Raw genomic sequence first — 23,096 nt, forward strand, 5'->3', positions numbered from 1 at the left:
CCGCATTGTTCCAGCCCTTGAGGGTTTTTGGAACAGGGGCGGGCTAGGCGGTCAATTCAAGATCAAGATGAAAATCAAAAGATCGCAGCCTGCGGCAGCTCCTACAAGGTGTTTACACTTCCCCTGTAGGAGCTGCCGAAGGCTGCGATCTTGGCTGCCTCAGAATTTAATGACCTTTGCCGGAATGCCCACCAGCGCCCTTCCCCGGCCCCTTGCCGGCCTCGGCCTTGCGGCCGCCCTCGGCGTCGTGGCTGGCTTTGTCGGCGGCGGCCGTAGCCTTCTCGGCCTCTTTGCCCAATTGCTCGACCGTCGCCAGGTTGCTCTTGCGCACGCTATCGACAAAACCCTGGAACGGCAGATCAGTAATGCCCACCAACCCGAAGTGACCGTTTTCACCGTCAAGCAGACGCCCGGTGACCGGTTGATCGAGGTACTGAAACCAATGCACGCCAACAATCGACGGCTCGCTCAAGGCCTGCTTGAGGAAGTTGGCATAAGCCGCACCGCGGTCCTCCTCCTTCGCCAACGGCGTGACGCCGCCCCAGAACGGGCCACGATCAGCCGAGCCGAAATTGAACTCGGTGATCAGCACCGGTTTGTCGAGACTGAGCAGTTTGGCGAAGTCGTAACCGTCCTGGGGTTGCAAGGTGTACATGTTGAAACTCAACACGTCGCAGTACTGGGCGCAGGACTCCACCGCTTCCGGCGTGCTGATCGCGAAACGGCCGCCGAGCAGCAATTGGTTCGGCGCGTGCCACTTGAGCGAGTCGGAGATGGTCTTGAAGTAAGTGTCGGCAAAGACCTTCTGGAAGTATTTGAAGTCGGCTTCGATTTCCGGGTGCTCGGCGCTTGGCAGTGGCGGCACGAACCCCGGATCTTCCATCAGCTCCCAGGCCGGCAGATCAATGCCCCAGGCTTTCGACAAACCAGCCTGGTTACGGTACTTGTCGCGCAGTTGCTTGAGGAACGCGCGCTTGGCCGGCACGTCGGTGGTCATTTTCAAAGTGCCGTAGGCCAAGGCATATTGGGCTTTCGGGTCATCGCCGGGACCGGCCCAGGCCAGTTCGTTGTCAGCGTAGTAACCAATCAGCCACGGATCGTCATGATGATCGCGGGCGGCGATGGCCACGGCACGTTCGGTGGCCATGGCGAAACGCGGGTCGAACGGGTCGGGCATGCCGCCCCACCAGTCGGTACCGGTGCTGATGCTGGCGTAGTCGCCGACGATCGATAGCGGCAAGGTGTACGGCACGCGATCAGCGTTGCCCAGTACCGGCGCACTCCAGTTACCGATGGTGTTGAAGCCCCAGGCCTGCAAACGATCAAGGGTGTGACTGGCCCAACGTTGCTCGTCGAATAGCGCCTTGCACGGTTCGACAGGTTTTTGCTCAGCGGCTTTCGCTTCTGTCGCTTCGGTCTTGGCCGCTTCGGCGACACCGGCCTTGGTATCGCTACCCTTCACGCACGGATCGCCATACAGACGCTGCAGATTGGCGCCGTAGAAGTCGTACCAGCGCCCGGCATTGTAGCCGCGGCCCTGATCGGCACCGTTGCCGCCACGGTTGTCGCCTTCGCCGAAATGACTGGCCAGGGCCTCGTCCGCCTTGGGCAGGGATTCGAACATCCACTCGCGACCGGCAACGTAAGTCTGGTTGACGTCTGCAGCGACGGTGTTAACCCCTAGCGAATAAAACGGATGGCCTTCCGGCGTCACCAGATACCAGCGTCCGTCGCGTTTCTCGGTGCGGAAAAAGCCGCTGGCCTTGAAGGACGGGCCTTTGGTTAGACCACCGAACTTGTCCAGGGACGACTTTTCACGCTCGGCCAGCCAGGTTTTCAGTTGCTGCTGGTCCTTGCTTGCGGCGCTTTTCAATTGTTCGTCGCTGCTGATTTTTTCCGGCCATTTGTCTCGGGTCGACTGGCCGTAAGCATCCACCAACCCGCCATATACAGCTTGGGTGACTGACTCGCCGTCCTGCACACCAAAGCGTTCCAGCAAGATGCTTTGTGCGGCTTTCGGCTGGTCCATCGACAAACTCACCGACACCACCTGGCTGCGATCCAGTTCACCGGCGCTGCTGGCCAGCAACACTCGCTGCCCCTCGACAGTCATCGGCATCGGCGGGCCAGACTTCATGCCCTGGTTCAGCGGTGATGTCGCTTGCAAAGGCACCAACAGGGTTTGCGCAGGCCCTGCCGGCAGATCGACGCGGCTGACCAGTGTCTTGCCGTCGTTGCTCTGGATGGTCACGTACAGGGTCAGGGCCCAGCTCATCGCGCTCTGGATCCGCAGGCTCATGACGCCCGACTGCGACCAGTCCCAGGCGCCGGTTTGCGGGGTCAGGCGCAACGTCGGCCGGGCGACCGGGTTGAACGTCACCCGGCGCAGCACTTCGCCCTCGGGGGTTTGCTCGGCGTTGGATTGCGGCAGGCTGGCGTCCTGAGTCGCCACCTGGACCACGTCGGCGGGGCGCACAAAGTTGAACAAAGTCTGCGGGCTGGCGGGAGCGGCCAACAGCGGTGTTGCGAACAGCAGGGCAAAAACAGCAGGCAACGAACGGCAAATCATGAGAACGAAAATCTCCCTAACGACCTTCAATGGGCCAGTGGAAAAGCGATGGCAGAGAGATAGACAACGCGGTGGGCAAAACTACCCACCAGTGTTTCAGGAAATTTCTCGACGGAACGGCGGCAACGCGTTGAGGATGGCTTTGCCATAACGTTGGGTCACCAGGCGCCGGTCGAGCAAGGTGATCGTGCCGCGGTCTTCTTCGGTGCGCAGCAAGCGACCGCAGGCCTGGACCAGCTTCAGCGAGGCGTCCGGCACGGAGATTTCCATGAACGGATTGCCGCCCCGGGCTTCGATCCACTCGGCCAGTGCGGCCTCGACCGGATCATCGGGCACAGAGAAAGGAATCTTGGCGATCACCACGTGCTCGCAATAGGCACCGGGCAAGTCGACCCCTTCGGCGAAGCTCGCCAGGCCGAACAACACGCTGGAATCCCCGCCATCGACTCGCGCCTTGTGCTTGTTAAGGGTTTCCTGTTTCGACAGGTTGCCCTGGATGAACACTTGCTTGCGCCAGTCGCGATCCAGGCCATCGAACACGTCCTGCATCTGTTTACGCGAGGAAAACAGCACCAGCGTGCCCCGCGAGCCTTCGACCAATTCAGGCAGATCACGAATGATCGCGGCGGTATGCGCCGCTGCATCACGGGGGTCGGCGTTCAGGTTCGGTACCCGCAACACACCGGCGTCGGCGTGATGGAACGGACTTGGCACCACCGCCGTCACGGCCTTTTTCGGCAGGCCGGCGCGCATGCGGAAGCGGTCGAAGGTGCCGAGGGCGGTCAAGGTCGCCGAAGTCACCAGACAGCCATACGCCACGTTCCACAGGTTGCGACGAAGCATTTCCGCCGCGAGGATGGGACTTGCGTTGACCTCGATGTCGAACAGTGAACCGCTCTCGGCCAGGGTCAGCCAGCGGGCCATGGGCGGGTTGTCTTCCGGATCTTCGACGGTGAAGGCAGTCCACAACTCCCAGTTGCCGGAAGAACGCGACAGCAGGCTGCCGAACAGCGGATACCACTCTTCGGCCTGGTTGCTGGCGATGCCGATGTTGACCTCGCCATCCATGCCTTCCTTGAGCAGGTCGGTCAGGCGGGTGAACAAGTCCGTCAGCCGCGCGAAGCCTTTCTTCAGTTCAATGCCCATCTCGCGCATGTGCTCGGGAATCACACCGCCGACGAATCGGTGACGCGGGCGCTCGCGGCCTTCAACGTCTTCGCCGGGTTTGAAATCGGCAATCTGCTCGCACGCGGTGAACATGAACTGCTGCTGGGTCTTGATCTCCCGCGCCAGCTCCGGCACCTGCTCGATCAACTTGCCCAGGTCCCCCGGCAGCGGGTGTTGGGCCAGCAGTTTGGTGAGGTTCTTGGCGGTGGTTTCCAGCCAGTCGGCGGTGGAGCGCAGGCGCGTGTAATGGGCGAAGTGGCCGATGGCCTTGTCCGGCAGGTGATGGCCTTCGTCGAACACGTAGATGGTATCGCGCGGGTCCGGCAGCACGGCGCCGCCGCCCAGGGCCAGGTCGGCCAGGACCATGTCGTGGTTGGTGACGATCACGTCGACCTTGCCCATGCCTTCGCGGGCCTTGTAGAAGGCGCACTGGCCGAAGTTCGGGCAATGACGGTTGGTGCACTGGCTGTGGTCGGTGGTCAGGCGTGCCCAGTCGGCGTCTTCCAGGGCGGTGGACCAACTGTCGCGGTCGCCGTCCCACTTATTGCCGGCAAGCTTCTCGATCATGCTGGTGAACAGCTTCTGGCTGGCCTCATCGACCTCGATCTTGAATCCTTCTTCTTCGAACAACTGTGCCGTGGCGGTCTGCGCGTGGCCCTCCTGGAGCAACATGTCGAGCTTGGACAGGCACATGTAGCGCCCGCGTCCCTTGGCCAGGGCGAAGCTGAAGTTCAGCCCGCTGTTGCGCATCAGGTCGGGCAAGTCCTTGTAGACGATCTGCTCTTGCAGGGCCACGGTGGCCGTGGCGATCACCAGGCGTTTGCCGGCGGCCTTCGCCGTGGGAATCGCCGCCAGGCTGTAGGCCACGGTCTTGCCGGTACCGGTGCCGGCTTCCACCGCGACTATCGCGGGGTCGCCACTGCGCCGGCCTTCGTCGTCGGTGTCGATGTCACCCAGGACCTTGGCGACTTCGGCGATCATCAGGCGTTGGCCATAACGCGGCTTGAGGCTCTTGGCTTCGAGAAAACGCGAGTAGGCGCCCTGGATCGTGGTTTTGAGTTCGGTGCTGATCATGGATTGTCGGGCGCAAAAAACGCTGGATAAATTTTCAGTGGTTCGGTTCGGTCGCTATCATACCCCGCTAATGAATACCGCGCAGAACGGAGTAACCCAATGACACCTTTTAGCCTCATTTATAGCCTGCATGTACTGGCGGCCCTGGTCTGGGTCGGCGGCATGTTTTTCGCCTGGATGGTCCTGCGCCCCGCAGCGATGAAGGCGCTGGAAGGCCCTGCCCGGCTGAAACTGTGGGTAGAAGTGTTTCAGGGTTTCTTTCGTTGGGTCTGGGTGGCAGTGATTCTGCTGCCGGTCAGCGGCGTGGGCATGCTGAATTTGCACTTCAATGGTTTTGAAACCGCACCGCGCTATGTGCAGGTGATGATGGGTTTGTATGTGGTGATGACCGCGCTGTTTATCCGCATTCAGGCGCTGATGCTGCCGGAACTGCGCACCGCCGTGACCGGGCAGGACTGGCCCGCGGGTGCCGGTGTGCTGGGGCGGATTCGCCAGTTGGTGGGGATCAATCTGTTGGTGGGTTTGGCGGTGGTGGCGATTGCAGCGGCTCGGCCGACGCTTTAAAAGCTTCGCGGGCAAGTCGGATCGCCGCACCGCCGCTCCCACAGGGTTCCGTGATCCATGTAGGAGCGGYGGTGCGGCGATCCGACTTGCCCGCGAAGACAATCGACTAGACGACACACATTTCGGCGATTGCTTACAACCGCTGCACCGTCACCGAACCCGCCGCGCCTTCAGGCCCCGGCTGCCCGTCGGTGCCAGGTTTACCGCTCTTGCCGCCATCGGCCTTGTAAATCAGGCAGCCCTTGGCCTTGCCACCCGCGCCCGGTTTGCCGCCCGGGCCGGCCAGGCCACCGGCACCGCCGGCCACCTGAACCTTGATCCGGTCTGCCGGGAATTCATGCGGTACTGCCAGTTTAACCAGTGCCCCCGGCGCCCCTGGCTGGCCGTTACTGCCATCGCTGCCATCAGCACCGCGACCGGCCTGGCCCCAGGTGCAGCCCGGTGCCTGGCCATTGGCCCCGTCAAGACCAACGAACCCCGGCGCGCCCGCACCACCACGAGCATCAACGATCAATTGCGGTGCGTTCAGTGCCTTGATCTGCAAATCAAGATTGCGCCCGGATCGAGCCGCCTTCTGGTAAGTCCCGGGGGCGCCACGGGCGGTGATCTGGCTGCCTTCGGACAAATCAGCGCGACGGACCTTCAGCGCCAGCGCCTGTTCCCCCGGCACGATGGCAATGCGCGCTTCACGCCCCAGATGCAATTCACCCACGGTGACTTCGGTCACGTTCGAGGGAATCAGCAAGGTGCCGTAATCGGCCACTTCCAGGCGTTCCAGTTGCAGAGTACTGGCGGTGTTGGGCAAGCGCATCAGCGAGTTGGGTTCGACACTCACCACCTGTGCGCTGGCCAATGGACTGATGAGTGCGGCGAGCAGACAGAGTTTACGCATGGGAAGCCTTCGAAGCGGTGGGGGCTGGAATGGTTTGCAGGTGGAATACGCCGAAAATGACGATCTTCAGGCGGTCAAGCCAGGGATGAGCGCGACCTCGAAGGCTGCGATAGCACAGCAACGCTTCCAGAAGATGGATGAAGCCCAACAGGCCGCCGGCCAGGTTGACCAACGGGTGCAGCGGAAAGACAAACGGTGTGAGCAGATTGAGCAGCACTACCGACCAGAACAGCAAGGTCAGTAACCGCCCCAGCCCCCATAAGACTTTCATACGCGCCCCCGATGTAAATTATTGTTTGCACGCACAGTAACGGCTTCCACGCGGGATAAGCCAGAGGGCAACGGAAAAATCTTCATGTAGGCCGCCGAACGGCCGTCACAGCGCTCACACCTGTCGCCCGACTGCTCTATCTCATGGCTCAGCGATTTACATGCAGGTCCACGCGACGGTTTTTCGCACGGCCTGCTTCTGTTTCATTGTCGGCAATCGGTTGACTCTCGCCCTTGCCTTCGCTGGTGACTTTGTTCGGCGCCACACCCTGGCTCAACAGGTATTCCGCCACGCTGCTGGCACGCCGCTCCGACAAGGCCTGGTTATAGGCATCCGAACCGACGCTGTCGGTATGGCCGACCACCTTGATGCTGACCACATCGGCATCCTCGAACTTGCTCATCAGCGCGTCCAGCTGACTCTTGGCCGTCGGGGTAAGGCCGGATTGACTGGAGGCAAACAGYACGTCGCCGGCATCGCTCAGGGTGATGACTTCGGATTGCGCAGGCTCGGATTTGACGCTGGCCGGATACTGCGGCGCCGGGCAACCGCGATGGTCGACCGGGGTATTGGCGGGAGTATCAGCGCAACGGTCGCGTCGGTCGAAAACGCCGTCGCCGTCTTCGTCGCCATCCTGGGCATAACAGATCAAGCCGCCGGACAAGATACCCAGCGCCGCCCCACCCGCTGCCCAACCGCCACTCTCGATTGCGCCCAGACCACCACCGACCAGGCCGCCGATCAGGCTGCAGATTGGCCAGGTTCGTTGATTGAGGGGGGCAGAGCCATCGCTGTGGGTCGCGCAACCGTTCAACAGGCTGCCAAGTAGCACAACCGGCAAGACGGTCCTTGTGAGAACGATCATGTTGAAAGCTCCTGTGTCACCGGCCAATACCGGTTACACAGGAGTAAAGACCCGCATCCGCGACTGCACAAGGCGCGGATGCGAGGGGGCTTAACGCTGGATTTTGATTTCCGTACGACGGTTCTGTGCACGACCGTCAGCGGTTTTGTTGTCCGCAACTGGCTGACTCTCACCGGCACCGACAACCGACACGAAGTTGCTGCGAGGTACGCCTTGTTCGATGAGGTATTCAACCACCGAGTGGGCGCGTTTATCCGACAGTTTCTGGTTGTAGGAATCGCTGCCCACGCTGTCGGTATGGCCGGTTACGGTCAGTTGAGCAGTAGGGGCTTCGGCTTTCAGGCGAGCGGCAATCTTGTCGAGTACCTGTTTGTCGGACGCGGTAAGCGTGGCCTTATTAAACTGGAAGTGAACATCGCGGATGACGATGGTTTCTTCCTTGACCACAACCGCCTCTTCGACCACAGGTGCTGGTGGTGGGCAACCGTTGGCATCGACCCGAACGCCTTTAGGCGTGCCTGGGCACTTGTCGCGACTATCCAGCACACCATCGCCGTCTTCGTCGCCATCACCGTGCACCCAGCAATAAGCCGCTGCCGTACCGCCGACGAGCAGAGCACCATACCCTGCCCATGCCGAGCTTTCGGTCGCACCGAGGCCCGCACCCACGACACCACCGACCGCCGCACAGGTCGGCCAGTCGGTTTTCTGCAAACCTGCGCAACCAGTCAAGACACTGGTTAGCAGAACCAAGGGTAATGCTGTCCGAACTATGCTCATCTAGTTTTCTCCTGAGGGATCGGCTTGGAACCGATTCAGGTAGTAAAGACCCGAGTTTTAATCTCCGCCAGCAATAGGCCATGCGGTTTATTCGTGTATTAACGACAGGTTGACGCTTTTGTCGCCAGGCCGCTCTAGGCCCGAACGTTCGGTCAGGCTAGTCTTGGCAGATCTGATTGAGGATCTTCGATGATTGCAGGTATTTCTTCGCGCACGCCGCAGCAGGCACTGGCCGCTTTACTTGACCGATATGCCCCCGCGCGCCTGTTATTGATCGGCGCCAGCGAGTTCCCGGCGCTGGAGGCTTTCAAGCTCGCTCACCCGGACAGCAGCGTCGCTTTCGCTGCCCCCGGGCCGTTGCCCGACGAGTTGGCGGCCCGCCGATTCGACTTGGCCCTGGTGGTCGATTGCCTGGAGCATTTGCCCAAGCGCAACGGCCTGAATCTTTTGGGCGGCATTCGCAACCTCAACGCCAGCCGCATCGCCGTGTTGGCGGATCTGCCAGCGTGTGGCTGGCAGGAAACCGACTTTTTCTCCCTGGCCCTGCAAGCCAGCGAACGCTTTCAACGGGACGAACAGGTCTTGACCCTGTTCACCTACGATCTGCTTGAATACAAACAAGTCCCTGACTGGCTCAATTCGYGCTTCTGGGCCAATCCGGAAAACTTCGGGAAATACTGGTGGTAATGCAATGAGTACATCCATTTGCCCTTGCGGCAGCGGCACCCTGCTCGACGCCTGCTGCGGTCACTACCATGCCGGGCACCCGGCGCCGTGCGCCGAAGCCTTGATGCGCTCGCGCTATAGCGCCTACGTGCTGGGGTTGGTCGACTATCTGGTGACCACCACCCTGCCCGCCCAGCAGGCCGGCCTGGACCGTCAATCGATCAGCGACTGGAGCGCGCAAAGCACGTGGCTGGGCCTTGAGGTGGAAAGCTCCGAAGTGCTGGGCGGCCAGCCTGAACACGCCTTCGTGACCTTCACTGCACGCTGGCACGACAGTAGTGGCGAGCACAGCCACCACGAGCGTTCGTCATTTGTGCAAAACACCGGGCGCTGGTACTTCATCGACCCTACCGTGCAGCTCAAGCCCGGACGCAATGACACCTGCCCGTGCGCGAGTGGGCAGAAGTTCAAGAAGTGTTGCGCAGGGTATTTCAGCAGTTAGGACATGGAATGTCTGTCCACCCCGCAGGAGCTGCCGAAGGCTGCGATCTTTTGGGTCTGGACTGAGGCTCAAGGGAGAAACACCACGATGATCATCCGCCGCGGCGCACTCTATCTGCTCACGTTGTTCCTGACACTCGGGCTCGGCGGCTGTGCATCGTGGTTCGGCGACGACTTGCCGGACCCCGAGGTCCATCTGGTGAAGATCGAGGTGGTCAGCGCCAAACTGCTGGAACAGAAATTCCTCCTGCACTTTCGCATCGACAACCCCAATGACAGTGACCTGACGGTGCGCAGTCTGGAGTACCGCGTTCACTTGGGTGACATACTGCTGGCCGATGGCGAGTACGAACACTGGTTCACCATCGGCCCCAGACACAGCGCTTACTTCAAGGTGCCGATCCGCACCAACCTGTGGTCCAAGGTCCGTGATCTGGTCAAACTGCTGAAAAAATCCGATCAACCCATTCCCTATCGTCTGGAAGGTGAACTGGAAACCGGTATATTCATCGCCCACTACGTGCACCTGGCGCGCAATGGCGTGATAATCGCCGCCGATTTAATTCCGGAGCAACACCGATGACCCAGCAACCCCACGTCCACGGCCCTGACTGCAACCACGATCATGACCATCACCACCATGATCACGACCACGGCCATGTCCACGGTCCGAACTGCGGCCACGCTCACCAGGAACCGGTGCGCAATGCCCTGAAGGACGTCGGCCGCAACGATCCGTGCCCATGCGGAAACGGCAAGAAATTCAAGAAGTGCCACGGCGCTTGATGCTTCGGGCGAAGGCTTGCTTCGCCTGTTGAATCGCCTTCGCGAGCAGACCTGTGCTGTGAATGCAGTTCCCTTGTAGGAGCGAGCTTGCTCGCGATGGTGTGTCAGTCGACATCTGTGTAGCTGAAACACCATCGCGAGCAATCGAGCGTCGACCGGCTGCTCCTACAGGTTTTTCAGTCAGCCTTTAATAGGTCGGCAGTACTGACCACCGTTGCATACTCACCGTGCAAATTCCCCAGCGACATCGCATGCACCTCTTCGGCGCTATGGGCATGGCCGAAAAAATCAGCCTTGTCGAAGGTAAAGCACGCATCCTCGGCCACCCAGGTATCAAACCCCAGGTTGCCTGCGGTACGCGCCGTGGATTCCACCGAGTTGTGGGTCGCGACACCGACGATGATCAATTGCCCGATCCCCGCCTCGCGCAACTGCGCCTCCAACCCCGTCGAACAAAACGCATCCGGCACCTGCTTCTGGATCAAGCGTTCACCGGCCATGGGCTGAAACCGTTCCTGAAACTCCACCCCCGACTGCTGCGGCCAGAACACTGAGTCCTCCGAGCAGGACAGGTGCTGCACATGGATCACCGGCCGAACGGTGCGCCGCCAATGACCGAGCAATTCCAGCATGCGCTCTTCAGCCTGAGGATTATTCCTGCGGCCGAGTCTGGGATGCAGGATGCCTTTCTGTTGATCGATGATGATCAGTGCCGCGTTTGCCTTGAGCTCCATGCCGACTTTTCTCCAGGATTGTTGACCGTGTCGCACTTCAACATCACCCATTGCGACTGGCAAGGCCGTGATTTTTTCGGTTTATCAGACAAATCCTGAAATAACCTTGTACCCCGCTTGCACGGCCACCTCCTGCTCACTAACGTAGCGCCTTTATTGCGCGCCGCCGCCTCTACCCCCGCAGGAGCTTTGCCATGGCCTCGCCAGCCCTTACTCATTTTCTACCCCGGTTCGGCGTTGCCGCAGCAGTGGCCGGTGCCTTGAGCCTGACCGGTTGTCAGAACTTCAACGCCCAGGACACCCTCCCGCCGACCTCCGGCGTACAGCCGCTCAAGGGCCTGGCGCAAAACGTTTCGGTGCGCCGCAATGCCATGGGCATGCCGCTGATCGAAAGCAACAGCTTCCACGACGCGCTGTTCACCCTCGGTTACGTGCATGCCAGCGACCGCATCACGCAGATGGTCACCCTGCGCCTGCTGGCCCAGGGCCGTTTGGCCGAGATGCACGGTGCGCAGCTGCTGGATGCCGACCGTTACATGCGGGCGGTCAACCTGAAGAAAAGTGCCGGCGAGTTGTACAAGGCCTCTTCGCCGCGCCTCAAGCGCTTCTTCGAAGTCTATGCGCGCGGCGTCAACGCCTACCTGTTCCGCTACCGCGACAAACTGCCGGCGGACCTCGCGGCCTCCGGGTACCAGCCTGAATACTGGCAGCCGGAAGATTCGGCGCTGATTTTCTGCCTGTTGAACTTCAGCCAGTCGACCAACCTGCCGGAAGAAATTTCCTCGCTGGTACTGGCCCAGACTGTCACCACCGACAAACTGGCGTGGTTGACGCCGTCGGCTCCCGACGAAAAACTGCCGGTCGCCGAAAGCGAAAAACTGCAAGGCATCAAACTCAACGGGCAAGTGCCGGGGCTGGCCGAACTCAGCAAGGCCACCGGGCAACTGTCGGACCTGAACCTGCTCGGCGCCACCTCGTCGAACAACTGGGCTATCGCCCCGCAACGCAGCCGCAGCGGCAAGAGCCTGTTGGCCAGTGACAGTCACGGCCCGCTGGGCGTGCCTTCGTTGTTCAGTTACGTGCAGATTCGCGCGCCGAAGTATCAGGCGTCCGGCGTGACCATCGCGGGCCTGCCAATGGTGCTCGGTGGTTTCAACGGCAAGGTGGCATGGAGCATGACGTCCGTGATGGGCGACAACCAGGACCTGTTCCTGGAGAAGATCAAACGCCAGGGCAACGGGCTCACCTACGAAAATGCCGGGAAGTGGCAGCCGGCGATCGTGCGCAACGAAACCTATTTCGTCAAAGGCCAGCGGCCGATTCGCGAAGCGGTGTACGAAACCCGCCATGGACCGCTGCTCAACAGCGCTCAGGGCAGCACTCTGGCCAATGGTTTCGGCCTGGCCTTGCAGACGCCGAGCTTCACCGACGACAAGACCCTGGACGCGTTCTTCGACCTGTCCCGCGCCCAGAGCGTCGAGAAAGCCTCTGATGCCAGCCGCGAAATCCGCGCCATCGCGCTGAACCTGGTGTTTGCCGACGCGAGCCACATCGGCTGGCAAGTCACCGGTCGTTACCCGAACCGTCGCGAAGGCGAAGGTCTGCTGCCCTCACCGGGCTGGGAAGGTCGTTACGATTGGGACGGCTACGCCGACCCGATGTTGCACCCGTACGACCAGGACCCGGCACAAGGCTGGCTCGGCACCGCCAACCAGCGGGTCATTCCCCATGGCTACGGCATGCAATTGTCCAATTCCTGGGCCGCTCCGGAGCGCGGCGAGCGCCTGGCCGAACTGGCCGGCGCAGGCAAACACGACAGCCGCAGCCTGATCGCCATGCAATACGACCAGACCACTACCTTCGCTGCCAAGCTGAAGAAAATGTTTGAAGCGCCAGGTATGACCCAGCCGCTCAAACAAGCCATCGACGCCTTGCCGGCGGCAGATCGCGCCAAGGCACACGAGGCCTACAGCCGCCTGTTGGCGTTCGACGGCAAGCTCAGCCCGACCTCCACCGATGCGGCAATCTACGAACTGTTCCTGCAGGAAAGCGCCCGGCAGATCTTCCTCGATGAACTGGGCCCTGAAAGCAGCCCGGCATGGAAGGCCTTTGTCGCCGATGGCAAGTTGTCCTACGCGGCCCAAGCCGATCACTTGCTCGGGCGTGAGGACAGCCCATTCTGGGATGACGTGCGCACCGCGCAGAAAGAAGACAAACCGGTGATCCTCGCTCGCAGCCTCGCCGCAGCGATCAGCGCAGGCGACAGCCAATTGGGCAGTGATCACAAGGCTTGGCAGTGGGGCAAACTGCACCGCTATGAATGGAAGAACACCAGCGGCCAGACCGTACGCGGACCGCTGCCGGCCGGTGGCGATCACACCACGCTCAACACCGCTGCCTTCGCCTGGGGCCAGGACTTCAACACTACGCTGGCGCCAGCCATGCGCTTTATCGTCGACTTCGGCCAGTCCGAGCCGCTGATGGCGCAAAACGGCACCGGCCAATCCGGAAACCCGGCCAGCCCGAACTACCTCAACAGCATCGAACCGTGGCTCAAGGGCCAGTACATGAGCCTGCCGATACAGCCGCAGAACTTCGACAACGCCTATGGCAAGACTCGGATGACGCTGACACCAGGAAAGTAACCGCGCCCTTTACCTGTGGGAGCGAGCCGGCTCCGGGCGGCGTTCCGACGATAGCGATTCAACATTTAAAATAGAGGTTGAATGTTGAATCGCCGTTGCGGTTGCGCTGGCGCAAGGACAAGTCGGTCGACGAAGCCGACAGTTTGGCGACCCTGCAAAATCTGCTCGGCTGAGCCTTCTTTTTATCCTCAAAATTTTTTCTTTTTGAGTCGAACGGGTGCGGCCATTTCCCTGCGCCCGTTTTCGTGCATAAATCTGTCTCCGGCTATTTCCAGACACCTTTTAAAACGCTTGTTCGGCACTCTGGTTCGGAAATTGCTACTTTCAACAGGTCTGACGCTTTCCAGTAACAATAATTCTGCGCCACAAGCGCTCATATTGGTTTTTAGGGATTGAATAATGAAAAAAGCATTGGTGACCCTTTCTGCACTGGCGTTGTGCATGGCTGCTGGCTCCGCCATGGCGAAGGAGTACAAAGAACTGCGCTTCGGCGTTGACCCTTCCTACGCACCGTTCGAGTCGAAAGCGGCCGACGGCAGCCTGGTTGGCTTCGACATCGATCTGGGGAACGCGATCTGCGCCGAACTGAAGGTCAAGTGCAAGTGGGTCGAAAGTGACTTCGACGGCATGATTCCCGGCCTAAAAGCCAATAAATTCGACGGTGTGATCTCGTCGATGACCGTTACCGAAGCCCGTGAAAAAGTCATCGACTTCTCCAGCGAACTGTTTTCCGGCCCAACCGCCTACGTGTCCAAGAAAGGTTCTGGCGTGACTGAAGACGTCGCCTCGCTCAAGGGCAAGACCGTCGGCTACGAACAAGGCACCATTCAGGAAGCCTATGCCAAAGCCGTTCTGGACAAGGCCGGCGTGAAAACCCAAGCCTACGCCAACCAGGATCAGGTCTACGCCGACTTGACTTCCGGTCGTCTCGATGCAGGGATTCAGGACATGCTGCAAGCCAAACTGGGCTTTCTGAAGTCGCCACAGGGTGCCGACTACGATGTCAGCAAGCCGGTCGACAACGCTTTGCTACCCGCCAAAACAGCGGTCGGTATTAAGAAAGGTAACACCGAGCTGAAAGCACTTTTGGATAAAGGTATCAAAGCGTTACACGATGATGGCACCTACGCCACCATTCAGAAGAAACACTTTGGCGATCTGAATCTGTATAGCGGCAAATAATGCCCGGCGCCCATCTCTCGATGGGCGCTTTTTTCATCCGATCAGGTTGCTGATTTATGTTCGAAAACCTACTGGAAAATCTGGGGCTCTCTGCCTTCAGCCTCAAGGGCTTCGGTCCGCTGCTGATGCAAGGCACCTGGATGACGATCAAATTGTCGGCGTTGTCGTTGTTGGTAGCCGTGTTGCTCGGACTGCTCGGCGCCAGTGCCAAGTTGTCCAAAGTCAAACTGATGCGCGTGCCTGCCCAGCTCTACACCACACTCATTCGCGGCGTTCCGGACCTGGTCCTGATGCTGCTGATTTTCTACAGCCTGCAAACCTGGCTGACCTCGCTTACCGATTACATGGAATGGGAATACATCGAGATCAACCCGTTCAGCGCCGGGGTAATCACCCTGGGCTTCATCTRCGGTGCGTATTTCACCGAAACCTTCCGTGGCGCGATTCTCGCCGTCCCACGGGGTCAGGTCGAAGCGGCCACCGCTTATGGCCTCAAGCGCGGCCAGCGTTTCTGGATCGTGGTGTTCCCACAGATGATGCGTTATGCCCTGCCGGGTATCGGTAACAACTGGATGGTGATGCTCAAGGCCACCGCCCTGGTGTCGATCATCGGCCTCGCCGATCTGGTCAAGGCTGCCCAGGACGCCGGCAAAAGCAGCTATCAGCTGTTTTACTTCCTGGTACTTGCCGCGCTGATCTATCTGGTGATCACCAGCGCGTCCAACTTCATTCTGCGCTGGCTCGAACGTCGTTACTCCGCCGGTACCCGGGAGGCCGTACGATGATCGAACTCCTGCAGGAATACTGGAAACCCTTCCTTTACAGCGACGGCAACAACATCACCGGTCTGGCCATGACCATGTGGTTGCTCAGCGCATCGATATTCTTCGGTTTCATCGTCTCGATTCCGCTGTCTATCGCCCGGGTTTCACCGCGCCTCTACATTCGCTGGCCGGTGCAGTTCTACACCTACCTGTTTCGCGGAACGCCGCTCTATATCCAGCTGCTGATCTGCTACACCGGGATCTACAGCCTGGCCGCCGTACGCGCGCAGCCGCTGCTCGACAGCTTCTTYCGCGATGCGATGAACTGCACCATCCTGGCCTTCGCCCTGAACACCTGCGCCTACACCACGGAGATCTTCGCCGGAGCCATTCGCAGCATGAACCACGGCGAAGTCGAGGCCGCCAAGGCTTACGGACTGACYGGCTGGAGGCTGTATGCCTACGTGATCATGCCGTCGGCCTTGCGTCGCTCGTTGCCKTACTACAGCAACGAAGTGATYCTGATGCTGCACTCGACCACCGTGGCCTTCACCGCGACYATCCCGGACATCCTGAAAGTCGCACGGGACGCCAACTCGGCGACCTTCCTGACCTTCCAGTCGTTCGGCATCGCCGCGCTGATCTACCTGACCGTCACTTTTGCGCTGGTCGGCCTGTTCCGCCTTGCCGAACGCCGATGGCTGGCCTTCCTCGGGCCGACCCACTAGCACTCAACCTGCTTCAGGAAACAACAGATGCGCCACCAGAAACATGACCTGCTGGCCCCGCTGCCGGGCACCGCGCGACAGATCCACAGTTTTCACTTCGGCCCACAACCGGCCAACGGCAAGATCTACATCCAGGCCTCCCTGCACGCCGACGAAATGCCCGGCATGCTGGTGGCCTGGCACCTCAAGCAACGCCTGGCGGAGCTCGAAGCCGCCGGTCGCCTGCGCAGCGAAATCGTGCTGGTGCCCATCGCCAACCCGGTGGGCCTGGAACAGGTGCTGATGGATGTGCCGCTGGGCCGCTACGAGCTGGAAAGCGGCCAGAACTTCAACCGCTGGTTCGTCGACCTCAGTGAGGAAGTCGGCAACGCGATAGAGGGCAAGCTCAGTGACGATCCGCAGCACAACCTGCAACTGATCCGCAGCAGCCTGTGCGATGCGCTGGCCCGGCAGACCGCCAGCACCCAATTGCAATCCCAGCGCCTGACCCTGCAACGGCTGGCCTGCGACGCCGACATGGTGCTCGATCTGCATTGCGATTTCGAAGCGGTCGCTCACCTCTACACCACGCCGGATGCCTGGCCACTGGTCGAGCCGCTGGCCCGTTATATCGGCGCCGAAGCCAGCCTGCTGGCAACCGATTCCGGCGGTCAGTCGTTCGACGAATGCTTCACCCTGCTCTGGTGGCAGTTGAAGGAGCGCTTCGGCGAGCACTTCGACATTGCGCCGGGCAGTTTTTCGGTGACCGTCGAACTGCGCGGCCAGGGCGACGTCAATCACCCGCTGGCGAGCCTCGATTGCCAGGCACTGATCGATTACCTGATCCATTTCGGCGCGATCGCCGGCGAACCCGCGCCCCTGCCCGACCTGCCCTATCCGGCGACACCGCTGGCCGGTGTAGAACCGGTGGCCACGCCCGTCGGCGGCCTGCTGGTGTTCACCGCGCGGCCCGGCCAGTACCTGGAAGCCGGGCAACTGATCGCCGAGATCATTGATCCGGTCAACGATCGCGTCACTCCCGTTCACTGCTCCGCCGCCGGGCTGATGTACGCCCGTTCGCTGCGTCGCATGGCCACTGCCGGCATGGTGATCGCCCACGTCGCGGGCACCGAAGCCTATCGCAGCGGCTATCTACTTTCGCCTTGAGGATGCACGCCCCATGTACAAATTGACCATCGAAGGCCTGCATAAAAGCTATGGCGACCATGAAGTCCTCAAAGGTGTTTCGCTCAAGGCCAGGACCGGCGACGTCATCAGCCTGATCGGCGCCAGCGGCTCGGGTAAAAGTACCTTTCTGCGCTGCATCAACTTTCTGGAACAACCCAACGACGGCGCCATGAGCCTCGACGGGCAGAACATCCGCATGATCAAGGATCGTCACGGCATGCACGTGGCCGATGCCGATGAACTGCAGCGGATTCGCACCCGCCTGGCCATGGTGTTCCAGCACTTCAACCTGTGGAGCCACATGACGGTGCTGGAAAACATCACCATGGCCCCGCGCCGGGTGCTGGGGTGTGACAGGAAAGAAGCCGAGGACCGCGCCCGGCGCTACCTCGACAAGGTGGGGCTGGCCTCCCGTGTGGCGGACCAATACCCGGCATTCCTGTCCGGCGGTCAGCAACAGCGGGTAGCGATTGCCCGCGCACTGGCCATGGAGCCGGAAGTCATGCTGTTCGACGAACCGACCTCGGCGCTGGACCCGGAACTGGTGGGTGAAGTGCTGAAGGTGATYCAGGGCCTGGCCGAAGAAGGCCGGACCATGATCATGGTGACCCACGAAATGAGCTTYGCCCGCAARGTGTCGAGCCAGKTRCTGTTTCTGCACAAGGGCCTGGTTGAGGAAGAAGGCGCGCCGGAAGACGTACTGGGCACTCCGAAAAGCGAGCGGTTGAAGCAGTTCCTCAGCGGCAACCTTAAGTAACGGCTACAGACATTCCTGTAGGAGCGAGCCTGCTCGCGATGGCGGTGGTTCAATCAGCTTCATTGTTGACTGTTACACCGCCATCGTCGGAACGCCGCCCGGAGCAGGCTCGCGCCTACATTTGATTGGTAGTGTCCGGGTAATCAGGCAACAGGCGCAGGCGGTGGCTCATCCGGCAGGGTCGGTTCGCCCGGCTCGTTAGGCTGTTCATTCGGGGTATCAGGATCAGGCTGGCCGGGGATCCCCCCTGCCATGCTGACGGGCGGATGAGCCAACAACGACCAGGCCAGAACACCCACCTGATTGGGTTCAAGCCTTGCCAGTTCGGCACTGATTCGCGGATCGATCTTCATTCGGCACTCCTGAGCGATGGCCCGACCCGCCTTGCGCGGGTCGGAACAGTACACCCCATAGAGTGTACGCCCGCTCAGGAATTCCCGACATTTGTCAGACGGCTGACTCAGGTGCGAGGCAGGGTCACGCCACGCTGGCCCTGATACTTGCCGCCACGGTCCTTGTAGGACACTTCACATTCTTCGTCAGACTCAAGGAACAGCATCTGCGCCACGCCTTCGTTCGCGTAGATTTTCGCCGGCAGATTGGTGGTGTTGGAGAACTCCAGGGTCACGTGACCTTCCCACTCAGGCTCGAGCGGCGTGACGTTGACGATGATGCCGCAGCGCGCGTAGGTGCTTTTACCCAGGCAAATGGTCAATACATTGCGCGGAATGCGGAAGTATTCGACGGTGCTGGCCAGGGCGAACGAGTTCGGCGGAATGATGCACACGTCGCTGTGGATGTCGACGAAGCTGCCGGCATCGAAGTTCTTCGGGTCGACGATGGCCGAATTGATGTTGGTGAACACCTTGAAATGATTGGTGCAACGCACATCGTAGCCGTAGCTCGACACGCCATAGGAGATCACACGGCTATCGTCGCTGCCGCGCATCTGGCGCTCGACGAAAGGCTCGATCATGCCGTGTTCCTGCGCCATGCGGCGAATCCACTTGTCCGATTTGATGCTCATGGCGGGTGTCCTGAATAGCGAGGTCGAAAAATTCTGTCCGGCATCTTACCGGGCGCGCCGCCGGGTTCAAAGTCCGCGGTGCAATTCTCGCCGAACAGGCAGGAATTGCCTGCGCTGGCGACGAACCGTCACACCGCCGATCCTTAAATCAGAGAAACCTTCGCAAGAAGCATTGGCACGTTCAGGAAAAAGGGTTAAGGTGGCGTCACTGTGCTGCTTGTGTCACTGAGAATCTCTACACGATATGTTGAATTTCGATCCAACCATCTACAAGAATTTTTCCTGCTCTTTGCACTCAGTCTCGGCCAGGGTTCTTCCTGAGTCGCAGTTATCTTTGTTCAAGGAGTTACACCATGTCTAATCGCCAAACCGGTACCGTTAAGTGGTTCAACGATGAAAAAGGCTTCGGCTTCATCACTCCACAATCCGGTGACGACCTGTTCGTTCACTTCAAAGCTATCCAGTCCGACGGCTTCAAAAGCCTGAAAGAAGGCCAACAGGTTTCTTTCATCGCTACCCGCGGTCAGAAAGGCATGCAAGCTGAAGAAGTTCAAGTTATCTAACTTGTACTTGCTTTAGTAAAAAGCCCCGCCCTCAACAGCGGGGCTTTTTTGTGCCTGTGTGTTTTTCACAGGTAAAAAGATCGCAGCCTGCGGCAGCTCCTACAGGGTGAACATAGCTCCCCTGTAGGAGCTGCCGCAGGCTGCGATCTTTTAGCGTCTTACCAGGTCACGCCAAATCCTGCGGTGTAGCGTGTCTTGTCCAGATCCGCATCGTCGGTGCCGCTGATGATGTCCCGCTCCGCCTTCAGGTTCAGCGAAGCCCAGTCAGTCACCTTGTAGCGCAACCCCATCTCGGCATCGAGTGCGTAGTCGGCCACATCCGACAGCGGCTTGCCGACCTCACCATTGGTGAAGAACTCGACGCGTTTGCCGATCAGGTAGCGGTTGTAGTCCCATTTCATGGCCAGGGCGTAGAAATTGACCTTGCTGCCATCGGAGAACTCATAGTCCGTGCGGTTGACCAGCGAGCCCAGGGAGAACGCCCCAAGCTCGTCATCCCAGAACTGATAGCCGGGACCGGTACCGACGGTGCGCTGACGGGAAAGGTCTTCGACCTTGTCGCGCTTGTACACCAGGCGCCCCTGCCAGAACCATTGGTCGGTCAGGAATCGGTCGATGGAGTACTCGGCCCGCCAGTTGTCCGTGGTCACCACGTCGTCCTGGAACTCACGGTTGTATTCACCTTCGGCGGTGTGCCGCCAGCGACCGTGTCGCGCACTGGTCTTGAAATCGATGTCGTAGTCATCGGTGTCGTTTTCCGCCCGCTGGTAATCCAGCGCGATATCGACGTTGCCTTTCCACACCAGATCCTCAACCACCGGTTTTGGCTTGAGAATCTGCTGAATGCTCGCCAATTCGACCGTCTTCGGTGCGTCGCCATTGGCCAGCGTCACCTTGCCGGCGTCCGCCGCTTTCAGCGACTTCGCTTTCTCGCCACTGTAGGCATCCTGCTTGACCAGCAACTCCTGATCGCTGTCCAGGGTCTTGACCTGTTTCCAGTCGATCATCACCGCTCCCGCGTACTCGGTCTGGATCAGCAGCTTGCCGCCATCGAACAGCGTGATCTTGCCGCTCAGCTTGTCACCGTTCTTCAACCACACGGTATCGGCTAACAAAGGAGAAGAAGCACCAAGGACGGCGAGACATAGCAGGGATCTGGACAACATAAGCAAAATACGGACTCGGACTTGCGAGTAAAGTCGGCATTATCCGTAGGAATGATGTCCTGACAAGGACTGACCCGACTATTTCTGTTGAGTCCATTTCTCAACTATCCGTACAGGAATTACTCTAAAGACGGTAAAGCAAACTTCTTCAGGACTGACGGACGTGACCGATCCAACCGATGAACCCGAGAGTGCAGCGCAAATCCGACGCACGGCGCTGTATCTGACACTGGCGCAAGTTCCCGAGGGCAAAGTCATCAGCTACGGTCAATTGGCCGAGCTTGCAGGACTGGGTCGCGCCGCCCGCTGGGTCGGCCGCACCCTCAGCCAATTGCCGAGCGACAGCAAATTACCCTGGCATCGCGTTCTGGGTGCAAACGGGCGTATCAGCCTGCCGGTCGGCAGCCCTTCGGGCGATGAGCAGCGCGCACGATTACGCATGGAGGGCATCAGTGTCCTGAATAATCGTGTTGATATTCAGCGCCATGGCTGGCGTCCGGTAGAGCACAGCGGTTAGAGTGCGCGCTTTGTTTCCGTATTTCTTGAGGCAGACTCCAGCCCATGCCCCGTAAAACCTGGCGCGCCGCGCTCGCCGCTTATGCCAGCCCTTCGACACTCGTGCTGTTGCTGCTTGGTTTCGCCGCCGGCCTGCCCTACATGCTGGTGTTTTCGACGCTTTCAGTCTGGCTGCGTGAGGCTGGCGTGGCGCGTGAAACCATTGGCTATGCAAGCCTGATTGGCCTGGCGTATGCCTTCAAGTGGGTCTGGTCACCGTTGCTCGACCAATGGCGACTGCCATTGCTTGGCAAACTCGGTCGACGACGATCCTGGCTCGTGCTGTCCCAGGCACTGGTCATCCTTGGCCTGATCGGGATGGGTTTCTGCGATCCGCAAAAGCATTTGTCCTGGCTGATAGCCATTGCCGTGGTCGTCGCTTTCGCATCAGCGACGCAGGATATTGCGGTAGACGCCTATCGCCTGGAAATCGCCGAAGACAATCGTCAGRCCGCCCTGGCCGCCAGCTACATGTCCGGCTACCGGGTCGCTGCGCTGCTGGCGACTGCAGGCGCGCTGTACTTCGCCGAAGGCTTTGGCTCCACCGGCTTCAACTACAAGCATTCGGCCTGGGCCGGCACTTACATTCTGTTCGGGGCACTGATGGTCCCGGCTCTGCTGACTTCCATATTCATGCGCGAACCACCCGTGCCGTTGCGCACGCAACTGCAGGCCGGACGCTACAGCTTCGTGCATCAACTGGCCTCGGTGTTCGTGCTGATCATATTGCTGGTGTCCGTACCGGCCATGTTCACCCAGCTCTACTACACCGATTTCGCCAGCGTACTGTTCGAAGGCGTGAGCGTGCTCGACCTGCTGCTCGAAGACCGCGCGCTCCTGCGGGCCATCCTCTATATCACGCTCACTGCCCTGTGCCTCTCGGCCATGGGCCGTCGCGGCCTGGCACCGGTGCTCACGCCAGTCAACGACTTCATCCTGCGATACCGCTGGCAGGCGCTGCTGCTACTCGGCTTGATCGCCACCTATCGGATGTCCGATACGGTCATGGGCGTGATGGCCAACGTGTTCTACATCGACCAGGGCTTCACCAAGGACCAGATCGCCAGCGTCAGCAAAATCTTCGGCCTGATCATGACCCTGGTGGGTGCCGGCATGGGCGGCCTATTGATCGTGCGTTTCGGCATCCTGCCGATCCTGTTCATCGGTGGCGTYGCATCCGCGGCGACCAACATCCTGTTCCTGATGCTCGCCGACATGGGCCCCAACCTCAACATGCTGGTGCTGACCATCTCCCTGGACAACTTCAGTTCAGGCCTGGCGACTTCGGCGTTCGTCGCCTACCTGTCGAGCCTGACCAACCTCAAGTTCTCCGCCACCCAATACGCCCTGCTCAGCTCGATCATGCTGTTGCTGCCGCGCCTGATCGGTGGCTACTCCGGGGTCATGGTGGAAAAATTCGGTTACCACAACTTCTTCCTGATCACCGCCCTGCTGGGCGTCCCGACCCTGCTGTTGATCGCCTTGCACTGGTTCCAGGAGAACCGCCGCGCAGGTCCGACACCGACACCGGAACCGGTGCAGACCCCGGTCGCCGAAGAATCGTAGGCTCATTACGCAGGAAGAATCGCGGAGGGCCGTGTGAATCACGCCCTCCTGCCACACCACCGACCGCACGCCTGTACGCCAGCGGATCTCGCCCGTACAATGCTCCG

At 60.2% G+C, this 23,096-nt stretch carries 24 protein-coding genes; 14 read left to right on the plus strand and 10 right to left on the minus strand.

The genetic code is table 11. The features are described from left to right. Nucleotides 1-166: 166 nt before the first annotated feature. Both AC1DVH_RS05670 and dinG read right to left on the minus strand, forming a co-directional pair. Nucleotides 167-2,569 (minus strand): beta-galactosidase, encoded by a 2,403-nt coding sequence (locus AC1DVH_RS05670; RefSeq protein WP_477752968.1) that lies wholly within the window; start codon nt 2,567-2,569, stop codon nt 167-169. Nucleotides 2,570-2,665: 96 nt separating this feature from the next. Beyond that, nucleotides 2,666-4,810, minus strand: a complete 2,145-nt coding sequence (gene dinG, locus AC1DVH_RS05675) for an ATP-dependent DNA helicase DinG (RefSeq protein WP_223458942.1) — start codon at nt 4,808-4,810, stop codon at nt 2,666-2,668. Between the two features lie 99 nt (nt 4,811-4,909). Between dinG and AC1DVH_RS05680 the strand changes: the two genes are divergently transcribed. Next, on the plus strand, nt 4,910-5,374 hold the full coding sequence (locus AC1DVH_RS05680; RefSeq protein ID WP_477752969.1) for a CopD family protein: 465 nt from the start codon (nt 4,910-4,912) through the stop codon (nt 5,372-5,374). A gap of 133 nt (nt 5,375-5,507) precedes the next feature. On the opposite strand, the gene AC1DVH_RS05685 is transcribed toward AC1DVH_RS05680, so the two are convergent. The 4 genes from AC1DVH_RS05685 to AC1DVH_RS05700 all read right to left on the minus strand — a co-directional run bounded on the left by AC1DVH_RS05685 (nt 5,508) and on the right by AC1DVH_RS05700 (nt 8,182). Next, the gene (locus AC1DVH_RS05685; RefSeq protein ID WP_477752970.1) at nt 5,508-6,266 is read right to left on the minus strand and encodes a collagen-like protein; all 759 of its coding nucleotides are present in this window, start codon (nt 6,264-6,266) and stop codon (nt 5,508-5,510) included. After that, the gene (locus AC1DVH_RS05690; RefSeq protein ID WP_477752971.1) at nt 6,259-6,537 is read right to left on the minus strand and encodes a DUF1145 domain-containing protein; all 279 of its coding nucleotides are present in this window, start codon (nt 6,535-6,537) and stop codon (nt 6,259-6,261) included. Before AC1DVH_RS05690 ends, AC1DVH_RS05685 begins: the two co-directional genes overlap by 8 nt. 148 nt (nt 6,538-6,685) lie before the next feature. Continuing rightward, nucleotides 6,686-7,402 (minus strand): PA1041 family peptidoglycan-binding anchor lipoprotein, encoded by a 717-nt coding sequence (locus AC1DVH_RS05695; protein WP_477752972.1) that lies wholly within the window; start codon nt 7,400-7,402, stop codon nt 6,686-6,688. 90 nt (nt 7,403-7,492) lie between these two features. Further along, a complete protein-coding gene (locus AC1DVH_RS05700; RefSeq protein ID WP_477752973.1) occupies nt 7,493-8,182 on the minus strand; it encodes a PA1041 family peptidoglycan-binding anchor lipoprotein in 690 nt (229 codons plus the stop codon). Nucleotides 8,183-8,371: 189 nt separating this feature from the next. Here AC1DVH_RS05700 and AC1DVH_RS05705 point away from each other — a divergent pair, with 189 nt between their 5' ends. From AC1DVH_RS05705 to AC1DVH_RS05720, 4 genes are all read left to right on the plus strand, one after another. Beyond that, nucleotides 8,372-8,869, plus strand: coding sequence for a DUF6231 family protein (locus AC1DVH_RS05705; RefSeq protein ID WP_477752974.1), 498 nt, complete (start codon nt 8,372-8,374; stop codon nt 8,867-8,869). Nucleotides 8,870-8,873: 4 nt separating this feature from the next. Beyond that, on the plus strand, nt 8,874-9,350 hold the full coding sequence (locus AC1DVH_RS05710) for a YchJ family protein (RefSeq protein WP_477752975.1): 477 nt from the start codon (nt 8,874-8,876) through the stop codon (nt 9,348-9,350). Between the two features lie 87 nt (nt 9,351-9,437). Then, nucleotides 9,438-9,932, plus strand: a complete 495-nt coding sequence (locus AC1DVH_RS05715) for an LEA/WHy family protein (protein WP_477753008.1) — start codon at nt 9,438-9,440, stop codon at nt 9,930-9,932. Further along, nucleotides 9,929-10,135, plus strand: a complete 207-nt coding sequence (locus AC1DVH_RS05720; RefSeq protein WP_007955014.1) for an SEC-C metal-binding domain-containing protein — start codon at nt 9,929-9,931, stop codon at nt 10,133-10,135. The genes AC1DVH_RS05715 and AC1DVH_RS05720 overlap by 4 nt, the downstream gene beginning before the upstream one ends. Before the next feature lie 176 nt (nt 10,136-10,311). Here the strand turns inward: AC1DVH_RS05720 and AC1DVH_RS05725 are convergent, their stop codons facing one another. Continuing rightward, nucleotides 10,312-10,869: a cysteine hydrolase family protein gene (locus AC1DVH_RS05725; RefSeq protein ID WP_477752976.1), complete on the minus strand. Its 558-nt coding sequence runs from the start codon at nt 10,867-10,869 to the stop codon at nt 10,312-10,314. Nucleotides 10,870-11,063: 194 nt separating this feature from the next. Between AC1DVH_RS05725 and AC1DVH_RS05730 the strand changes: the two genes are divergently transcribed. The 6 genes from AC1DVH_RS05730 (at nt 11,064) to AC1DVH_RS05755 (ending at nt 18,112) form a co-directional block, all read left to right on the plus strand. Further along, nucleotides 11,064-13,514 carry a penicillin acylase family protein gene (locus AC1DVH_RS05730; protein ID WP_477752977.1) on the plus strand — a complete coding sequence of 817 codons (2,451 nt, stop codon included), beginning with the start codon at nt 11,064-11,066 and terminating at the stop codon, nt 13,512-13,514. Nucleotides 13,515-13,913: 399 nt separating this feature from the next. Beyond that, nucleotides 13,914-14,696, plus strand: coding sequence for a transporter substrate-binding domain-containing protein (locus AC1DVH_RS05735; RefSeq protein ID WP_477752978.1), 783 nt, complete (start codon nt 13,914-13,916; stop codon nt 14,694-14,696). 56 nt (nt 14,697-14,752) lie between these two features. Continuing rightward, a complete protein-coding gene (locus AC1DVH_RS05740; RefSeq protein WP_477752979.1) occupies nt 14,753-15,481 on the plus strand; it encodes an ABC transporter permease in 729 nt (242 codons plus the stop codon). Beyond that, nucleotides 15,478-16,188 carry an ABC transporter permease gene (locus tag AC1DVH_RS05745; RefSeq protein ID WP_477752980.1) on the plus strand — a complete coding sequence of 237 codons (711 nt, stop codon included), beginning with the start codon at nt 15,478-15,480 and terminating at the stop codon, nt 16,186-16,188. Before AC1DVH_RS05740 ends, AC1DVH_RS05745 begins: the two co-directional genes overlap by 4 nt. 27 nt (nt 16,189-16,215) lie before the next feature. Further along, nucleotides 16,216-17,334, plus strand: coding sequence for a succinylglutamate desuccinylase/aspartoacylase family protein (locus tag AC1DVH_RS05750; protein WP_477752981.1), 1,119 nt, complete (start codon nt 16,216-16,218; stop codon nt 17,332-17,334). A gap of 13 nt (nt 17,335-17,347) precedes the next feature. Continuing rightward, a complete protein-coding gene (locus AC1DVH_RS05755) occupies nt 17,348-18,112 on the plus strand; it encodes an ABC transporter ATP-binding protein (RefSeq protein ID WP_477752982.1) in 765 nt (254 codons plus the stop codon). Between the two features lie 143 nt (nt 18,113-18,255). Here AC1DVH_RS05755 and AC1DVH_RS05760 read toward each other — a convergent pair whose 3' ends face one another. Next, the gene (locus AC1DVH_RS05760) at nt 18,256-18,465 is read right to left on the minus strand and encodes a hypothetical protein (RefSeq protein ID WP_033047523.1); all 210 of its coding nucleotides are present in this window, start codon (nt 18,463-18,465) and stop codon (nt 18,256-18,258) included. A 107-nt stretch (nt 18,466-18,572) separates the two neighbouring features. Continuing rightward, a complete protein-coding gene (gene dcd, locus AC1DVH_RS05765) occupies nt 18,573-19,139 on the minus strand; it encodes a dCTP deaminase (RefSeq protein WP_007940589.1) in 567 nt (188 codons plus the stop codon). Between the two features lie 353 nt (nt 19,140-19,492). Here dcd and AC1DVH_RS05770 point away from each other — a divergent pair, with 353 nt between their 5' ends. Continuing rightward, entirely contained in the window at nt 19,493-19,702 is a 210-nt protein-coding gene (locus AC1DVH_RS05770) for a cold-shock protein (RefSeq protein ID WP_002554837.1), read from the plus strand. A 158-nt stretch (nt 19,703-19,860) separates the two neighbouring features. On the opposite strand, the gene AC1DVH_RS05775 is transcribed toward AC1DVH_RS05770, so the two are convergent. After that, entirely contained in the window at nt 19,861-20,868 is a 1,008-nt protein-coding gene (locus tag AC1DVH_RS05775) for a DUF481 domain-containing protein (RefSeq protein WP_477752983.1), read from the minus strand. A gap of 163 nt (nt 20,869-21,031) precedes the next feature. Here AC1DVH_RS05775 and AC1DVH_RS05780 point away from each other — a divergent pair, with 163 nt between their 5' ends. Beyond that, nucleotides 21,032-21,385 (plus strand): MGMT family protein, encoded by a 354-nt coding sequence (locus tag AC1DVH_RS05780; RefSeq protein ID WP_477752984.1) that lies wholly within the window; start codon nt 21,032-21,034, stop codon nt 21,383-21,385. A gap of 44 nt (nt 21,386-21,429) precedes the next feature. Beyond that, on the plus strand, nt 21,430-22,989 hold the full coding sequence (locus AC1DVH_RS05785; RefSeq protein ID WP_477752985.1) for an AmpG family muropeptide MFS transporter: 1,560 nt from the start codon (nt 21,430-21,432) through the stop codon (nt 22,987-22,989). Nucleotides 22,990-23,096 lie beyond the last annotated feature (107 nt).

The organism is Pseudomonas sp. P4_C3 (genome assembly GCF_056402075.1).